General features: G+C 54.3%; 21 protein-coding genes. 12 read left to right on the top strand and 9 right to left on the bottom strand.

The features are described from left to right. The first annotated feature begins 216 nt into the window (after positions 1-216). On the top strand, positions 217-501 hold the full coding sequence (locus N5J69_RS11225; RefSeq protein WP_279770331.1) for a helix-turn-helix transcriptional regulator: 285 nt from the start codon (positions 217-219) through the stop codon (positions 499-501). Between the two features lie 72 nt (positions 502-573). On the opposite strand, the gene murA is transcribed toward N5J69_RS11225, so the two are convergent. The 8 genes from murA to N5J69_RS11185 form a co-directional block, all read right to left on the bottom strand. Beyond that, positions 574-1,833 carry a UDP-N-acetylglucosamine 1-carboxyvinyltransferase gene (gene murA, locus N5J69_RS11220; RefSeq protein WP_279770329.1) on the bottom strand — a complete coding sequence of 420 codons (1,260 nt, stop codon included), beginning with the start codon at positions 1,831-1,833 and terminating at the stop codon, positions 574-576. A 67-nt stretch (positions 1,834-1,900) separates the two neighbouring features. Continuing rightward, positions 1,901-2,158 carry a BolA family iron metabolism protein IbaG gene (ibaG, locus tag N5J69_RS11215; protein ID WP_003851098.1) on the bottom strand — a complete coding sequence of 86 codons (258 nt, stop codon included), beginning with the start codon at positions 2,156-2,158 and terminating at the stop codon, positions 1,901-1,903. 113 nt (positions 2,159-2,271) lie between these two features. Next, positions 2,272-2,577, bottom strand: a complete 306-nt coding sequence (gene mlaB / locus N5J69_RS11210; protein WP_279770327.1) for a lipid asymmetry maintenance protein MlaB — start codon at positions 2,575-2,577, stop codon at positions 2,272-2,274. Beyond that, the gene (mlaC, locus tag N5J69_RS11205; RefSeq protein ID WP_279770325.1) at positions 2,577-3,212 is read right to left on the bottom strand and encodes a phospholipid-binding protein MlaC; all 636 of its coding nucleotides are present in this window, start codon (positions 3,210-3,212) and stop codon (positions 2,577-2,579) included. Before mlaC ends, mlaB begins: the two co-directional genes overlap by 1 nt. A gap of 15 nt (positions 3,213-3,227) precedes the next feature. Beyond that, positions 3,228-3,773 carry an outer membrane lipid asymmetry maintenance protein MlaD gene (mlaD, locus tag N5J69_RS11200; RefSeq protein ID WP_279770323.1) on the bottom strand — a complete coding sequence of 182 codons (546 nt, stop codon included), beginning with the start codon at positions 3,771-3,773 and terminating at the stop codon, positions 3,228-3,230. 4 nt (positions 3,774-3,777) lie between these two features. After that, positions 3,778-4,560 (bottom strand): lipid asymmetry maintenance ABC transporter permease subunit MlaE, encoded by a 783-nt coding sequence (gene mlaE, locus N5J69_RS11195; protein ID WP_033731283.1) that lies wholly within the window; start codon positions 4,558-4,560, stop codon positions 3,778-3,780. Positions 4,561-4,564: 4 nt separating this feature from the next. Further along, the gene (gene mlaF / locus N5J69_RS11190) at positions 4,565-5,380 is read right to left on the bottom strand and encodes a phospholipid ABC transporter ATP-binding protein MlaF (RefSeq protein WP_279770322.1); all 816 of its coding nucleotides are present in this window, start codon (positions 5,378-5,380) and stop codon (positions 4,565-4,567) included. Next, entirely contained in the window at positions 5,352-5,609 is a 258-nt protein-coding gene (locus tag N5J69_RS11185; protein WP_279770321.1) for a hypothetical protein, read from the bottom strand. Before N5J69_RS11185 ends, mlaF begins: the two co-directional genes overlap by 29 nt. Here N5J69_RS11185 and N5J69_RS11180 point away from each other — a divergent pair. The 11 genes from N5J69_RS11180 (at position 5,608) to npr (ending at position 13,588) form a co-directional block, all read left to right on the top strand. Further along, positions 5,608-6,588 carry a calcium/sodium antiporter gene (locus N5J69_RS11180; protein WP_098051693.1) on the top strand — a complete coding sequence of 327 codons (981 nt, stop codon included), beginning with the start codon at positions 5,608-5,610 and terminating at the stop codon, positions 6,586-6,588. The two genes, N5J69_RS11185 and N5J69_RS11180, sit on opposite strands and share 2 nt — an antisense overlap. A gap of 16 nt (positions 6,589-6,604) precedes the next feature. Continuing rightward, positions 6,605-7,588, top strand: coding sequence for an arabinose-5-phosphate isomerase KdsD (gene kdsD, locus N5J69_RS11175; protein WP_279770318.1), 984 nt, complete (start codon positions 6,605-6,607; stop codon positions 7,586-7,588). 13 nt (positions 7,589-7,601) lie between these two features. Further along, a complete protein-coding gene (kdsC, locus tag N5J69_RS11170) occupies positions 7,602-8,168 on the top strand; it encodes a 3-deoxy-manno-octulosonate-8-phosphatase KdsC (protein ID WP_279770316.1) in 567 nt (188 codons plus the stop codon). Then, a complete protein-coding gene (gene lptC / locus N5J69_RS11165; RefSeq protein ID WP_279770314.1) occupies positions 8,165-8,737 on the top strand; it encodes an LPS export ABC transporter periplasmic protein LptC in 573 nt (190 codons plus the stop codon). Before kdsC ends, lptC begins: the two co-directional genes overlap by 4 nt. Continuing rightward, complete coding sequence (lptA, locus tag N5J69_RS11160) at positions 8,712-9,263, top strand: lipopolysaccharide ABC transporter substrate-binding protein LptA (protein ID WP_279770313.1); 552 nt, start codon at positions 8,712-8,714, stop codon at positions 9,261-9,263. Before lptC ends, lptA begins: the two co-directional genes overlap by 26 nt. A gap of 5 nt (positions 9,264-9,268) precedes the next feature. Beyond that, positions 9,269-9,994 carry an LPS export ABC transporter ATP-binding protein gene (gene lptB / locus N5J69_RS11155; RefSeq protein WP_009092467.1) on the top strand — a complete coding sequence of 242 codons (726 nt, stop codon included), beginning with the start codon at positions 9,269-9,271 and terminating at the stop codon, positions 9,992-9,994. Between the two features lie 48 nt (positions 9,995-10,042). Then, positions 10,043-11,476 carry an RNA polymerase factor sigma-54 gene (gene rpoN, locus N5J69_RS11150; protein ID WP_279770312.1) on the top strand — a complete coding sequence of 478 codons (1,434 nt, stop codon included), beginning with the start codon at positions 10,043-10,045 and terminating at the stop codon, positions 11,474-11,476. A 21-nt stretch (positions 11,477-11,497) separates the two neighbouring features. Then, entirely contained in the window at positions 11,498-11,785 is a 288-nt protein-coding gene (hpf, locus tag N5J69_RS11145; RefSeq protein ID WP_013359877.1) for a ribosome hibernation promoting factor, read from the top strand. A gap of 152 nt (positions 11,786-11,937) precedes the next feature. After that, entirely contained in the window at positions 11,938-12,417 is a 480-nt protein-coding gene (ptsN, locus tag N5J69_RS11140; protein WP_013359876.1) for a PTS IIA-like nitrogen regulatory protein PtsN, read from the top strand. 47 nt (positions 12,418-12,464) lie between these two features. After that, on the top strand, positions 12,465-13,319 hold the full coding sequence (gene rapZ, locus N5J69_RS11135; protein WP_010251920.1) for an RNase adapter RapZ: 855 nt from the start codon (positions 12,465-12,467) through the stop codon (positions 13,317-13,319). Continuing rightward, the gene (gene npr / locus N5J69_RS11130; RefSeq protein WP_033731263.1) at positions 13,316-13,588 is read left to right on the top strand and encodes a PTS phosphocarrier protein NPr; all 273 of its coding nucleotides are present in this window, start codon (positions 13,316-13,318) and stop codon (positions 13,586-13,588) included. Before rapZ ends, npr begins: the two co-directional genes overlap by 4 nt. Positions 13,589-13,591: 3 nt before the next feature. Here the strand turns inward: npr and mtgA are convergent, their stop codons facing one another. Next, positions 13,592-14,311 (bottom strand): monofunctional biosynthetic peptidoglycan transglycosylase, encoded by a 720-nt coding sequence (gene mtgA, locus N5J69_RS11125; protein WP_279770310.1) that lies wholly within the window; start codon positions 14,309-14,311, stop codon positions 13,592-13,594. Positions 14,312-14,390: the final 79 nt, after the last annotated feature.

The following is a 14,390-nucleotide window of genomic DNA, read 5'->3' as shown; positions in this document are numbered from 1 at the left end:
CTCCGTTTTTATCGCCCTGCTCTCATTTCTTCCTGTTCCTTCTTCGCTGTTGCACTCCTGTTGCGTGCTGTCACACAGACCAGACGCTGGATCCAAATATTACTGGAAAATAACAGGAAACATTTGCTATAAAATACCCGCTCTTTCCAGATAACCGTAAAAGGAGGGCCAGCGTCTCGCTGAACGATGCAATGACAAGGAAAAGGAGAACAGGTTATGCAAAAAAGAAAGGAAGACTGGCACCCGGCTGACATTATCGCGGCGCTGCATAAGCGTGGTATGACACTGGCGGCGCTGTCACGCGCAGCTGGTCTGAGTTCATCCACGCTGGCTAATGCGCTGACGCGTCCATGGCCCAAAGGTGAATGGCTGATCGCCGACGCGATCACCGTTCATCCCAGCGAAATCTGGCCCAGCCGCTATTACGATCCGATTACCCACTGTCTGCTGGATCGCCGAAAGCGCATCCGTACGCCTGCCGAACAGACGGATAACGCCTGAGATCGCAGGTAAGCCTCAGGCAAAAAAAAACCAGCCCCCAGGAGGGCTGGCTATTTTAGCGCACCTGCAGCATTACTCTTCGCTGACGCGCTCGATGTTCGCGCCCATCGCTTTCAGCTTATCTTCGATGTGCTCATAGCCACGATCGATATGATAAATGCGATCAACGAACGTCGTTCCTTCTGCGATACAGCCAGCCAGAACCAGACTGGCAGACGCACGCAGATCGGTCGCCATCACCTGCGCACCTGACAGGGTTTCAACCCCGTGACAGATCGCTGTGTTGCTTTCAATCTCAGCATGTCCGCCCATACGGATCAGTTCCGGGATATGCATGAAACGGTTTTCGAAGATGGTTTCGGTAATCACACCGGTGCCTTCCGCAACCATGTTTAACAGGGTGAACTGCGCCTGCATATCGGTCGGGAACCCCGGATGCGGTGCGGTGCGAACATTGACCGCTTTTGGTCGCTTGCCGTGCATATCCAGACTGATCCAGTCTTCACCGGTTTCGATATCGGCACCCGCATCACGCAGCTTCGCCAGTACCGCATCCAGCGTATCGGGCTGGGTTTTGTGGCACATCACTTTGCCGCCCGAAATGGCGGCAGCCACCAGGAAAGTACCGGTTTCGATACGATCCGGCAGGACGGTGTAGACACCGCCACCCAGACGCTCTACACCTTCGATGGTGATTTTGTCGCTGCCTGCACCAGTAATTTTAGCGCCCAGGGTGTTAAGGAAGTTGGCAGTATCGACAATTTCCGGCTCACGCGCCGCATTCTCAATCACGGTAGTACCGGTCGCCAGCGTCGCAGCACTCATGATGGTCACGGTCGCGCCGACGCTGATTTTGTCCATGACAATCAGCGCACCCTTCAGGCGGCCATTGACTGACGCTTTAACGTAGCCCTCTTCCAGCTTGATCTCGGCACCCAGCTGTTCCAGACCGGTGATGTGCAGGTCAACCGGACGCGCGCCAATCGCGCAGCCTCCCGGCAGCGAAACCTGACCCTGACCAAAACGTGCCACTAGCGGGCCCAGCGCCCAGATTGAGGCACGCATGGTTTTGACCAGATCGTAAGGCGCACAAAATACATCTACCGCGCTGGCATCGACATGCACAGAACCGTTGCGCTCCACCTTCGCACCCAGCTGGCTCAGCAGCTTCATGGTGGTATCAATGTCGCGCAGCTTTGGCACATTCTGGATCTCTACCGGCTCTTCAGCCAGCAGGGCAGCAAACAGAATAGGAAGCGCGGCGTTCTTCGCCCCGGAAATGGTTACTTCACCACTTAAGCGGGTGGGGCCTTGCACACGAAATTTGTCCATTAACACGGCTCTCAATTAACTAGCTAAAGATGGGACTCGCCCACGGCGAGTTCACCACGCTGCGGGATCAGAAACCGTTGAGTTTACGGTCACGCGCCCATTCAGCGGGAGTATAGGTTTTGATGGAGACAGCATGCATGCGGTTATCCGCGATGAATTCCATCAGCGGCGCGTAAACAGCCTGCTGCTTTTTGACGCGGCTCAGTTCGCCAAACAGTTCGCCTACGGCGATCACCTGAAAATGGCTGCCATCGTTGCTCATCACATGCACTTCGTCTAAAGGCAATGCGGCCATCAGCACGGCCTGAATTTCACTGTTTTCCATTGGGCTTAACTTCACTTAATAATAATAAGGCTGACATAGTAGAGGAAAGCGACTGACTCTTAAATACGCAAAAGCCCCTGTTGAAAACAGGGGCTTAGCATAACAACCGGAAATCAGGCGCTTTTATCCGCAGAAACAATAATCTGTTGCAGATTGTAAAGCGTAATCAGCGACTGCAGTTTGTCGCTGATACCCGTAAAGCGTGGCGTAATGCCCTGTGCCCGGGCGATTTCCCGCAGGTGCACCAGCAGGGCGAGACCGGAAGAGTCAACACGCTCCAGCCCTGCGACGTCGATCGTATCCACATCGTTAATCAGCGTGTCACGTTGCTGCCACAGGCTCATTAACGTGTCGCGATCCAGTTCGCCTTTCAGTAATAGCGTGCTGGCTTCCCGCTCCCAGCGTAACGATTCGTGCATTATTTTTGTTTATCCAGCGTGATGGGCTGTGCCGCAGAGGATTTCAGTTGCGCCGTCAGACCATCAATCCCTTTAGTACGTAACAGATCGCTCCACTCATTCTGTTTAGTGGTGATCATGCTGACGCCTTCGGCGATCATGTCATAAGCCTGCCAGTTACCGCTCTGGCTGTTTTTACGCCACTGGAAGTCGAGGCGAACCGGTGGGCGACCATTGGGATCGATAATTGAGACCCGAATAGCGACAATGTTAGCATCGCCCAGCGGCTGCTCAGGCTGAATCTGGTAGCTCTGACCGTTATAAAGTGCCAGTGCCTGACCATAAGCCTGCGCCAGGTAGTCACCAAAGGCGCTGAAATAGGCTTCACGCTGCGCCGGGGTCGAATCACGATAGTAGCGACCCAGTACTAACGCGCCCGCATATTTGATCTGCACATAGGGCAGCAGTTCCTGACGCACAATCTGACGCAGGTAGTTGGGATTCTGCTTGATTTTCGGCTGCTCATTTTTCAGACGGGAGAACGTCTTTTCCGCCGCTTCGTTCATCAGCTTGTAGGGATTGCTTTGATCGGCTGCAGTCGCTGTCAGCGGTACGGCAACCACCAGCATCGCAATCATCAGTAAACGTTTAAACATGGTATACCCTCTTCTTTAAGGTTGAGCCGGTGCCGCAGGCGCAGCACTGCCGCCTTCCTGCGCATCCTTGTTGTCACTGTTTTGTTTGTTATCGCCGCTCTTATACAGGAACTGACCGATCAGGTCTTCGAGCACCATGGCTGACTTGGTATCACGCAGCGTATCGCCATCTTTCAGCATCGCCGAACCCAGTTCCGGATCGTCAAAGCCTAAATTCAGCGCCAGGAATTGCTCACCCAGCAGTCCCTGCGTGCGAATCGCCAGCGAGCTGGTATCAGAGATTTTATTCGCATACTGATCGCTGATCTCCATCGTGACACGCGGCAGCAGCGTTTTCGGTTCAAGCGCAATGTCCGTCACCCGGCCAATCACCACACCGCCGATTTTCACCGGCGAACTGGCTTTCAGGCCGCCAATATTGTCAAACGTGGCGTAGAGCTTCCACGTTGGCTCTGTGCCCATCGACTTCAAATCGGCGACGCGCAGGCAGAGAAACAATGCGGCGATTAACGCCATAATCATAAAAATGCCAACCCAGATTTCGCTTTTTTTGCTTTGCATTGCATCAATTCCCAAACATCAGTGCTGTCAGCACAAAATCCAACCCGAGCACTGCCAGTGAAGCATGTACTACGGTACGCGTTGTCGCGCGACTGATCCCTTCAGAAGTGGGAATCGCGTCATAGCCATTAAAAAGGGCAATCCAGGTAACCGTCACGGCAAATACGGCGCTTTTGATGATGCAGTTAACGACATCGGTGCGGAAGTCGACCGCATTCTGCATCGCTGACCAGAAGAAGCCGGGATCGATTCCCTTCCAGCTCACCCCCACCAGCGCACCGCCAGCGATGCCAACAGCGGTAAAAATCAGGGCGAGCAGCGGCATACTGATAAACCCTGCCCAGAAGCGCGGCGACACGACGCGGCGCAACGGGTCCACCGCCATCATCTCCATACTGGAGAGCTGTTCAGTGGCTTTCATCAGGCCAATTTCAGCAGTCAGTGCTGAACCTGCCCGTCCGGCAAACAGCAGTGCGGTCACGACCGGCCCCAGCTCTCGCAGCAACGACAGCGCCACCAGCATACCCAGGCTGGTTTCGGCACCGTAAGTGGTCAGTACCAGATAGCCCTGCAGTCCGAGTACCATGCCGATAAACAGGCCCGAAACCACAATAATCAGTAACGACAACACGCCAACACTATAGAGCTGTTTGATCAGTAGCGGCGAGTGCCTGCGGAACGCGGGTTTTCCTACCAGCGCGTGAAACAGCATTAATCCTGCGCGTCCAAAACTGGCGCACGTTTCAATTCCCTGACGACCGAATGACGCCAGCGCCTTCAAGACCATCTGTTTAGTTACTCCCTGAGCCGGTTAAATCAGCGAGATAGTCGCCGGCAGGAAAACGGAAGGGAACCGGACCATCCGCATCGCCATCAATAAACTGGCGGACGCGCGGGTCATTGTTCTCTCGCAGTTCCGGCGTGGTGCCGTGTGCGATAATTTTTTGTCCGGCCACGATATAGGCATAGTCCGCAATACTCAGTACTTCCGGTACGTCGTGCGAGACCACAATACAGGTCAGGCCCAGAGCATGATTCAGTTCATCAATGAGTTTGACCAGCACGCCCATGGTGATGGGATCCTGACCGACAAAAGGCTCATCGAACATGATCAGTTCCGGCTCAAGCGCAATCGCGCGCGCCAGTGCCACACGACGCGCCATGCCGCCCGACAGCTCAGCCGGTTTCAGCTGGGCTGCGCCACGCAGCCCTACCGCTTCCAGCTTCATTAATACCGTGCTGTGCAGAATGGGGGCGGGAAGACGGGTATGTTCACGCAGCGGCCAGGCGACATTTTCATAGACCGTTAAGTCAGTAAACAAGGCGCCGGACTGGAACAGCATGCTCATCTTCTTACGCGCTTCGTATAATTTAGCGCGCGACAATGACGGAATGTTTTCGCCCCGGAAAAAGATGTCACCGCGGGTCGGCTGAAGTTGCCCCCCAATCAAGCGTAGCAGAGTGGTTTTCCCTATCCCCGACGGTCCCATTATCGCCGTTACTTTGCCTTTCGGCACGGTCAGCGAAATGTCGTCGAAGATGGTGCGATCTCCGCGCGAAAAACTCACGCCACGAACCTCAACCAGATTCGTTTGCTGCTGGGTCATTATTACCTCTTGTAAGGATCGGGCGTAAACATGGGGTACGATGGTAGCCTGTTCGGTCCTGATTCACGATAGCTTTACAGAAACTTACCGCTAAGATTTGGCGAAAATGGTCATAAAATTTACTTTTGCCGTTCAGGCGGTCAAAATCAGCGCCTGTCTCGCCAAACAGAACCTTTAACCGGTCGGGAAAGGCATTGCCGGCCTGGGTTTTTATGCAAGGATTTTTCATGTTCGTAGCTTCTGCACTGCTGATTATCGGTTTGCTTTTACTGGCATATGGTGCCGATCGTCTGGTGTTTAGCGCCTCTATATTGTGTCGATCATTTGGCATCCCGCCTTTGATCATTGGCATGACCGTTGTCAGCATCGGCACCTCACTGCCCGAGATGATTCTCTCCTTTTCTGCGGCGCAGCATGGCCAGATGGATTTGGCTGTTGGCACCGCGCTCGGCTCGAATATTACCAATATTTTACTGATTCTGGGTGCCGCTGCGCTAATGCATCCACTTAGCGTCCATTCTAATCTGATACGCCGTGAGCTGCCGTTGATGTTGCTGGTCACCCTGCTCAGCGGATTCATGCTGTTTGACAATCAGCTTAGTCGACTGGATGGAATTGGCCTTATCGCCATTGCCGCTATTTATCTGATGGTGGTGATTCGGATTGCGCGGAAAGCCGAACGGGACAACAACGACACCCTGACCCGCGAACAGCTGGCCGAGCTGCCTCGCGAAGAGAGCGGAAACACGGTGGCCTTTCTCTGGCTGGCCGTCGCCCTGATTATTCTGCCAATGTCGACCCGGATGGTGATCGATAATGCCACGGCCTTTGCCGACTACTTTGGCGTCAGTGAACTGGTGATGGGCCTGACGCTCATCGCCGTGGGCACCAGCCTGCCCGAGCTGGCGACGGTGATCGCTGGCGCACTGAAAGGCGAAGATGATATCGCGATCGGCAACCTTATCGGTGCCAACATTTATAATATTGCCATTGTGCTGGGCCTGCCGGCGCTGATTCATCCCGGCAGTATCGACTATCACGCCTTTGCCCGTGATTACTGGGTGATGCTGGGCGTCAGCGTGCTGTTTGCCCTGCTCTGCCTGCTGCGTCGCCGGCGCGTTGGCCGCATCAATGGCCTGATTTTACTCTGTGGTTTCTTCGTCTGGGTGACGCTGCTGTGGATGCAGCCGGCATTCATGGACGGCTAACAAGGACAGACTCACTATGTCATATCAGCAACCAACAGCATTTGATTTCCAGCAGGCGGGAAAAACCGTCCTGCGCATTGAGCGTGAAGGACTGGAACAGCTCGATCAATATATTAATGACGATTTCGCCCGCGCCTGCGCCCTGATCTACGCCTGTCAGGGAAAAGTGGTGGTAATGGGCATGGGTAAATCTGGCCATATCGGAAAAAAAATGGCCGCAACCTTTGCCAGTACCGGTACGCCTGCCTTTTTTGTCCACCCGGCCGAGGCCAGCCATGGCGACCTGGGCATGGTCAGCAAAAATGATGTGGTGATCGCCATCTCCAACAGCGGTGAGTCGAACGAAATCCTCGCGCTGATTCCGGTGTTAAAACGTCAGCATATTGCGCTGATTTGCATCACCGGACGCCCTGACAGCGCGATGGGCCGGGTTGCCGATGTGCATCTGTGTGTCCATGTTCCGCAGGAAGCCTGTCCGTTAGGTCTTGCTCCCACCACCAGCACTACAGCCACGCTGGTAATGGGCGACGCGCTGGCGGTTTCGTTACTTGAGGCACGCGGCTTTACAGCGGAAGACTTTGCTCTCTCCCACCCCGGCGGTGCGCTGGGCCGCAAACTGCTGCTGCATGTAGACGATATCATGCACAGTGGCGATGAGCTGCCGCACGTCACCCGTGACGCTTCACTGCGTGATGCGCTACTGGAGATTACCCGCAAAAATCTGGGACTGACGGTGATTGTCGACAGCCTGATGAAAATTGAAGGTATTTTTACCGATGGTGACCTGCGCCGCATCTTTGACATGGGCATCGATTTTCAGCGCGCCACCATCGGCGAAGTGATGACGCCAGGTGGCATTCGCGTCCGGCCGAATATGCTGGCGGTTGAAGCCCTGAACCTGATGCAGACCAAAAACATTACGTCGATTCTGGTGGCCGATGACGACCATCTGCTCGGTGTGGTACATATGCATGACATGCTGCGCGCTGGCGTAGTCTGAACAGGAAGAGAAAATGCAACAGGCAACTCCCCCGATTGACACCTGCTATGGCCCGGTCAGTGCTGAGGTCATGGCGCGCGCCAGCCGCATTCGTCTGCTGATCTGCGACGTGGATGGCGTGATGTCCGACGGGGTGATCTACATGGGAAATAACGGCGAAGAGCTGAAAGCCTTTAACGTGCGGGATGGTTACGGTATACGCTGTTTGCTGACCTCCGATGTGGAAGTGGCTATTATTACCGGCCGCAATGCCCGTCTGATGGAAGATCGCTGCAAAACGCTCGGCATCCGTCATCTTTATCAGGGACAATCGGATAAGCTTTTGGCCTATCGCGAACTTCTGGATAAACTGTCTCTCTCTGACGAGCAGGTCGCCTACATTGGTGACGATCTGATCGACTGGCCGGTTATGGCAAAAGTGGGATTAAGCGTGGCGGTGGCGGATGCACATCCAATCCTGTTGCCGCGAGCGCAGTATGTCACGCGAATTGCGGGTGGACGCGGCGCGGTTCGCGAAGTATGTGACCTGATCTTAATGGCGCAGAACAAATTTGAGGATGCCAAAGGGCAATCAGTATGAGTAAAAGCAGGCGTTGGATAACGCTGATTCTGACCTTGATTGCACTGGTTTTGATCGGCTGGAATCTTACTAACCAGGATGGCGATGGCACGCCAGTCGGGACAAACAGCCAGGCACCGACCTATACCAGTGATGATTCTCACACTGTGGTGTATAACCCGCAGGGCGGGCTCTCATATAAACTGGTCTCTGACAAAGTGACCTATTTCTCGGATGACGAGCTGAGCTGGTTCGACAAGCCGGTGATGACCACCTTTGATGAGAACAAAGTTCCCACCTGGACGTTACGCGCAGATAAAGCAAAGCTCACCAAAGATCGTATGCTTTATCTGTATGGACATGTTGAGCTGAATACGCTGACGCAGGATTCGCAGCTTGAGCGGATCAAAACTGATAACGCCCGGATTAACCTTGTCACTCAGGACGTTACCTCTGATGACCAGGTGACATTGTATGGCCGCAGCTTTAACTCCACCGGCATGAAAATGCGCGGCAATTTACGGACAAAAAACGCCGAGTTAATCGAGAAGGTCAAAACCTCTTATGAAATTCAAAATGAACAAAAATAGCCTGAAGATTCTGCTGGCCAGCATGTTACTGGCAACCACCGTTCCGGCGCTGGCCCTGACCGGTGACTCGGACAAGCCCGTCAATATTGACTCGCAGAATCAGGCGCTGGATTTGCAAGGCAACGTCGCGACCTTTACCGGCAATGTTATCGTGACGCAGGGCACGATCAAAATCACGGCGGATAAAGTCGTGGTGACGCGTCCGGGCGGCGACAGCAAGAAAACCATCGTTGACGCCTACGGTAATCCTGCCACTTTCTATCAGATGCAGGACAGCGGCAAGCCCGTGCAGGGTCATGCCGCTAAGCTGCACTACGAACTGGCCAACGATTTCGTTGAACTGACCGGCAATGCATTCATTGAGCAGCAGGACAGTAACATCAAAGGCGATCGCATCACCTACCTGGTGAAAGAGCAGAAAATGCAGGCTTACAGTCAGGGCCAGAACAAGCGCGTCACGACCGTCCTGGTGCCGTCGCAACTTCAGGATAAAGGTTCGTCCAACAGCGGAAAGAAGAGTAACTGATAGCTATGGCCACATTAATCGCAGAAAACCTGGCGAAGGCATATAAAGGCCGTCGCGTGGTAGAAGATGTCAGCCTGCAGGTAAAATCCGGCGAGATTGTCGGCCTGCTTGGCCCGAACGGGGCCGGTAAAACCACCACCTTTTACATGGTCGTGGGGATTGTGCCGCGTGACGCTGGCCGCATTGTTATCGATGATGAAGATATCAGCATCCTGCCGCTGCATGCGCGTGCGCGTCGCGGCATTGGCTATCTGCCGCAGGAGGCCTCTATTTTCCGTCGCCTTAGCGTTTACGATAATCTGATGGCGGTACTGCAGATTCGTGATGACCTGACCGAAGAGCAACGCCAGGATCGCGCCCGTGAGCTGATGGAGGAGTTTCACATCGAGCACCTGCGCGACAGCATGGGTCAGGCGCTTTCGGGTGGTGAACGACGTCGTGTTGAGATTGCCCGCGCGCTGGCTGCCAATCCTAAGTTTATTCTGCTGGATGAACCCTTTGCCGGTGTTGACCCTATCTCCGTTATCGACATCAAGAAGATCATTGAGCATCTGCGCGACAGCGGCCTCGGCGTATTGATTACCGACCACAACGTGCGCGAAACGCTCGCGGTCTGTGAGCGGGCCTATATCGTCAGCCAGGGCCACCTTATTGCGCATGGTACACCCAATGAAATTCTTGCGGATGAGCAGGTTAAGCGGGTTTATTTGGGTGAAGAGTTCAGACTCTGATAATGTGTCGTTAATACCGATGTTTACCTGGGAACTACCATCCTGTCTATGAAGCAAGGTTTACAACTCAGGTTCAGCCAACAGCTGGCAATGACTCCACAACTGCAGCAGGCGATTCGTCTGCTGCAACTCTCTACGCTTGAACTCCAGCAGGAGTTACAGCTTGCACTGGAAAGTAATCCATTGCTTGAGCAGACCGATCTGCATGATGAGATTGACGCCCGGGAATCGTCGGAAGCCGAAGCGCTGGATACACGTGAAGCGCTAGAGCAGAAAGAGATGCCTGATGAGCTGCCGCTGGATGCCACCTGGGATGAGATCTACACTGCGGGCACCCCTTCCGGCACCGGCACCGATTATCAGGATGATGAGTTACCGGTTTACCAGGGCGAAACCACGCAGTCGCTGCAGGACTATCTGATGTGGCAGGTCGAACTGACGCCTTTCAGCGATACCGACCGTGCGATTGCAACGTCTATCGTCGATGCTATCGATGACACCGGGTATCTCACCGTCTCGCTTGAGGAAATCCTCGACAGCATCGGCAACGATGAGCTTGAAGCGGATGAAGTTGAGGCGGTGCTGAAGCGTATCCAGCGTTTTGACCCGATTGGTGTTGGCGCACGTGATTTACGTGACTGTCTGCTGGTTCAGCTTTCACAATATGCGCCCGACACACCGATGCTGACCGAGGCGCGCCTGATCGTCAGCGACCATCTCGATCTGCTGGCCAATCACGATTTTCGCAGCCTGATGCGCGTGACGCGCCTCAAAGAAGAGGTGCTGAAAGAGGCGATGCTGCTGATTCAGTCGCTGGACCCGCGTCCGGGCCAGTCGATCAACACCGGCGAGCCGGAATATGTCATCCCCGACGTGCTGGTGCGTAAGGTTGGCAGTCGCTGGACGGTTGAACTTAATGCCGATAGCGTGCCACGTCTGAAGATCAACCAGCACTACGCGGCAATGGGCGGCGCAACGCGGAATGACAGCGACAGCCAGTTCATTCGCAGCAATCTGCAGGAAGCCCGCTGGCTGATCAAGAGCCTGGAAAGCCGTAATGATACGCTGCTGAAAGTAACGCGCTGTATCGTTGAGCAGCAGCAGGCGTTTTTCGAGCAGGGTGAAGAATTTATGCGTCCGATGGTGCTGGCAGATATCGCCCAGGCGGTTGAGATGCACGAATCGACTATTTCCCGTGTTACCACGCAGAAGTATCTGCACAGCCCGCGTGGCATTTTTGAACTGAAGTACTTTTTCTCCAGTCACGTGAATACGGAAGGAGGTGGTGAAGCCTCTTCTACCGCGATCCGCGCTCTGGTGAAAAAATTAATTTCGGCGGAAAATCCAGCCAAACCCTTGAGCGACAGTAAACTGACCTCCATGTTATCCGATCAGGGGATCATGGTGGCACGGCGTACCGTCGCCAAATATCGTGAGTCTTTATCCATCCCGCCATCGAATCAGCGTAAGCAGCTGATTTGAAAGAAATGAGAAGGAAGACCTATGCAGCTGAACCTGACCGGGCAACATGTTGAAATCACGCCACCTTTACGTGAATTCGTCAGCGGTAAATTTGCCAAACTGGAACACTATTTTGAACATATCAATCAGGTCTATATTGTCCTGAAGGTTGAGAAAGTCACGCAGGTGGCTGACGCAACCCTCCACGTGAACGGTGGCGAGCTGCACGCCACATCGGAAGCGGAAGATATGTATGCGGCAATTGATGGGCTGATTGATAAACTCGCCCGTCAGCTGACCAAACACAAAGATAAACTGAAAAAACACTAACCTTCACGCTAGCTACGCGCGCCTGCCGCGCAGAGCCGACAGGATGGGGCGGATAATCCGCCCCGTTTTGTCATCTAAGCAAGCGCCGTTTGTCACACACGTCAGGGCGCGCTGGCGGTGAATGGCCTGGTGAACACGCAAGTGAAACGACAATGAACAACGATCTTACACTGGAATTGAGCACAGTGCTTTCGCCAGACTGCACCCGCAGCGGCGTACACTGCCAGAGCAAAAAACGTGCGCTGGAAATCATCAGCGAACTGGCCGCTAAGCAGCTCAACCTGCCGCACCAGACGCTTTTCGAAGCGATTCTGACCCGCGAACGTATGGGCAGTACCGGTATAGGTAACGGGATAGCCATTCCTCACGGCAAGCTGGAAGAGGACACGCTGCGTGCAGTAGGGGTGTTTATCAGCCTCGAACAGCCGATTGCATTTGATGCCGTCGATAACCAGCCGGTCGATCTGCTGTTTGCGTTACTGGTTCCGGCTGACCAGTGCAAAACGCACCTGCACACCCTGTCACTGGTGGCAAAACGTCTGGCAGATAAAACGGTTTGCCGTCGTCTGCGTGCTGCGCAGAGTGATGAAGAGCTTTATGCCATTATTACGGAAGTCCAGACAGAGCAGTAACGCGTCTTTACCGGCGAGATGCCGGTTTTAAAACGGGAGAGAAGGTCATGGTGCTGATGATCGTTAGCGGTCGTTCAGGCTCGGGGAAGTCAGTGGCGCTCCGTGCGCTGGAAGATATGGGGTTCTACTGCGTCGATAACCTGCCGGTCGTGCTGCTGCCTGAGTTAGCCAACTCGCTGGCGGAACGCAATATTTCGGCGGCGGTCAGCATCGACGTTCGTAATATGCCTGAATCCCCTGAAATTTTTGAAACCGCGCTGAATAATCTGCCTGACACATTTTCACCTCAGCTGCTGTTTCTCGACGCCGATCGCAATACCCTGATTCGTCGTTACAGCGATACGCGCCGTCTGCATCCCCTTTCCAGCAAAAATCTGTCACTGGAGAGTGCCATCGATGAAGAGAGCGATCTGCTGGAGCCGCTGCGTTCACGCGCCGATTTGATCATCGACACCTCAGAGATGTCAGTACATGAACTGGCAGAGATGCTGCGTACCCGCCTGCTGGGCAAGCGTGAACGTGAACTGACCATGGTGTTTGAATCTTTCGGTTTCAAACACGGCATTCCTATCGACGCTGATTATGTCTTTGACGTGCGCTTTCTGCCCAACCCCCACTGGGATCCGAAGCTGCGCCCGATGACCGGCCTCGATCGCCCGGTCGCGGCATTCCTTGATCGTCACACTGAAGTGCATAACTTTATCTACCAGACACGCAGCTATCTTGAACTCTGGCTGCCGATGCTGGAGACCAATAACCGTAGCTATCTTACCGTGGCGATTGGCTGTACTGGTGGCAAACACCGCTCAGTTTATATCGCAGAACAGCTGGCGGATTACTTCCGTTCACGCGGTAAGAATGTACAGTCACGCCATCGCACGCTGGAAAAGCGCAAATCATGACCGTCAGACAAACTGTAGAAATCAAAAATAAGCTGGGCATGCACGCCCGTCCGGCGATGAAGCTGTTCGAGCTGGTGCAGAGCTTCGATGCCGAAGTATTGCTGCGCAACGAAGCGGGCACGGAAGCCGAGGCCAGCAGCGTAATTGCGCTGCTGATGCTCGACTCTGCAAAAGGCGGACACATTGAGATTGAAGCCAGCGGCCCGGAGGAGATTCCGGCGCTGGCAGCGGTCATTGAGCTATTTGAAGCGGGCTTCGATGAAGAGTAAGACCTAGTCGAGCTTATTACGCTGTAAAAAGCCTTCCCCACCCAGCTGGCGCATCTGGCGCATAATCCACTGCTGCCGCTCTCTGACGTAGCCTGAAGGTGCAGCAGCACGGTAACGGATTGGATTAGGCAGAACGGCCGCCAGAAGAGCAGCATCGGCGGCGGTCAGCCGGCTGGCAGGCTTATGGAAGTAGCGCTGTGACGCGGCTTCAACACCAAAGATGCCGGGCCCGAACTCCGCGATGTTGAGGTAGACGGTCAGAATACGTCGCTTCGTCCAGACTGTCTCAATACCCACCGTCAGCCCCGCTTCCAGACCTTTACGGACCCAGTTGCGGCCATCCCACAGAAACAGATTCTTCGCGGTCTGCTGTGACAGCGTCGATGCCCCGCGCATCCGGCTATCGCTCTTATCCAGCACAGATTCAATCGCCGCGACATCAAAACCCCAGTGGTCCGGAAACTTTTGATCTTCTGAGGCGATAACGGCCAGCCCCATCCAGGGCGAAATCTCATCATGTCCGACCCAGTCAGAGTGAGCGACATAGCTAAAGTCACCGCGTAGCCAGGCCCCAATCTGTCGTTCAGCCATGACCGCTGAGAACGGGACCGGCAAGAATGAAAAGAGTAAGATCCCCGCCAGCCATATCCCCAGCCACACCAGCACGATACGGCCAATAATACGTCTGATACGCTGTCCGACGCTTCCTTTATGCTTGTTCATGCAATCTTCCCATACTTGTTTCAGACGTTAATCAATCACTCATGTAATCACTGCCACAAAAACGGCCTTTTTACGATTA

This window comes from Pantoea sp. GD03673, assembly GCF_029844725.1.
Classification (GTDB): domain Bacteria; phylum Pseudomonadota; class Gammaproteobacteria; order Enterobacterales; family Enterobacteriaceae; genus Pantoea.
Note: the sequence above shows the minus strand (reverse complement) of the source record. Positions and strands in the feature narration are given on the sequence as shown.

What these genes read in the sequence shown, in the direction of transcription:
- N5J69_RS11225 (WP_279770331.1), top strand. Translation starts at nt 217, where the DNA reads ATGCAAAAAAGAAAGGAAGACTGGCACCCGGCTGACATTATCGCGGCG.
- murA (WP_279770329.1), bottom strand. Translation starts at nt 1,833, where the DNA reads ATGGACAAATTTCGTGTGCAAGGCCCCACCCGCTTAAGTGGTGAAGTA.
- ibaG (WP_003851098.1), bottom strand. Translation starts at nt 2,158, where the DNA reads ATGGAAAACAGTGAAATTCAGGCCGTGCTGATGGCCGCATTGCCTTTA.
- mlaB (WP_279770327.1), bottom strand. Translation starts at nt 2,577, where the DNA reads ATGCACGAATCGTTACGCTGGGAGCGGGAAGCCAGCACGCTATTACTG.
- mlaC (WP_279770325.1), bottom strand. Translation starts at nt 3,212, where the DNA reads ATGTTTAAACGTTTACTGATGATTGCGATGCTGGTGGTTGCCGTACCG.
- mlaD (WP_279770323.1), bottom strand. Translation starts at nt 3,773, where the DNA reads ATGCAAAGCAAAAAAAGCGAAATCTGGGTTGGCATTTTTATGATTATG.
- mlaE (WP_033731283.1), bottom strand. Translation starts at nt 4,560, where the DNA reads ATGGTCTTGAAGGCGCTGGCGTCATTCGGTCGTCAGGGAATTGAAACG.
- mlaF (WP_279770322.1), bottom strand. Translation starts at nt 5,380, where the DNA reads ATGACCCAGCAGCAAACGAATCTGGTTGAGGTTCGTGGCGTGAGTTTT.
- N5J69_RS11180 (WP_098051693.1), top strand. Translation starts at nt 5,608, where the DNA reads ATGTTCGTAGCTTCTGCACTGCTGATTATCGGTTTGCTTTTACTGGCA.
- N5J69_RS11185 (WP_279770321.1), bottom strand. Translation starts at nt 5,609, where the DNA reads ATGAAAAATCCTTGCATAAAAACCCAGGCCGGCAATGCCTTTCCCGAC.
- kdsD (WP_279770318.1), top strand. Translation starts at nt 6,605, where the DNA reads ATGTCATATCAGCAACCAACAGCATTTGATTTCCAGCAGGCGGGAAAA.
- kdsC (WP_279770316.1), top strand. Translation starts at nt 7,602, where the DNA reads ATGCAACAGGCAACTCCCCCGATTGACACCTGCTATGGCCCGGTCAGT.
- lptC (WP_279770314.1), top strand. Translation starts at nt 8,165, where the DNA reads ATGAGTAAAAGCAGGCGTTGGATAACGCTGATTCTGACCTTGATTGCA.
- lptA (WP_279770313.1), top strand. Translation starts at nt 8,712, where the DNA reads ATGAAATTCAAAATGAACAAAAATAGCCTGAAGATTCTGCTGGCCAGC.
- lptB (WP_009092467.1), top strand. Translation starts at nt 9,269, where the DNA reads ATGGCCACATTAATCGCAGAAAACCTGGCGAAGGCATATAAAGGCCGT.
- rpoN (WP_279770312.1), top strand. Translation starts at nt 10,043, where the DNA reads ATGAAGCAAGGTTTACAACTCAGGTTCAGCCAACAGCTGGCAATGACT.
- hpf (WP_013359877.1), top strand. Translation starts at nt 11,498, where the DNA reads ATGCAGCTGAACCTGACCGGGCAACATGTTGAAATCACGCCACCTTTA.
- ptsN (WP_013359876.1), top strand. Translation starts at nt 11,938, where the DNA reads ATGAACAACGATCTTACACTGGAATTGAGCACAGTGCTTTCGCCAGAC.
- rapZ (WP_010251920.1), top strand. Translation starts at nt 12,465, where the DNA reads ATGGTGCTGATGATCGTTAGCGGTCGTTCAGGCTCGGGGAAGTCAGTG.
- npr (WP_033731263.1), top strand. Translation starts at nt 13,316, where the DNA reads ATGACCGTCAGACAAACTGTAGAAATCAAAAATAAGCTGGGCATGCAC.
- mtgA (WP_279770310.1), bottom strand. Translation starts at nt 14,311, where the DNA reads ATGAACAAGCATAAAGGAAGCGTCGGACAGCGTATCAGACGTATTATT.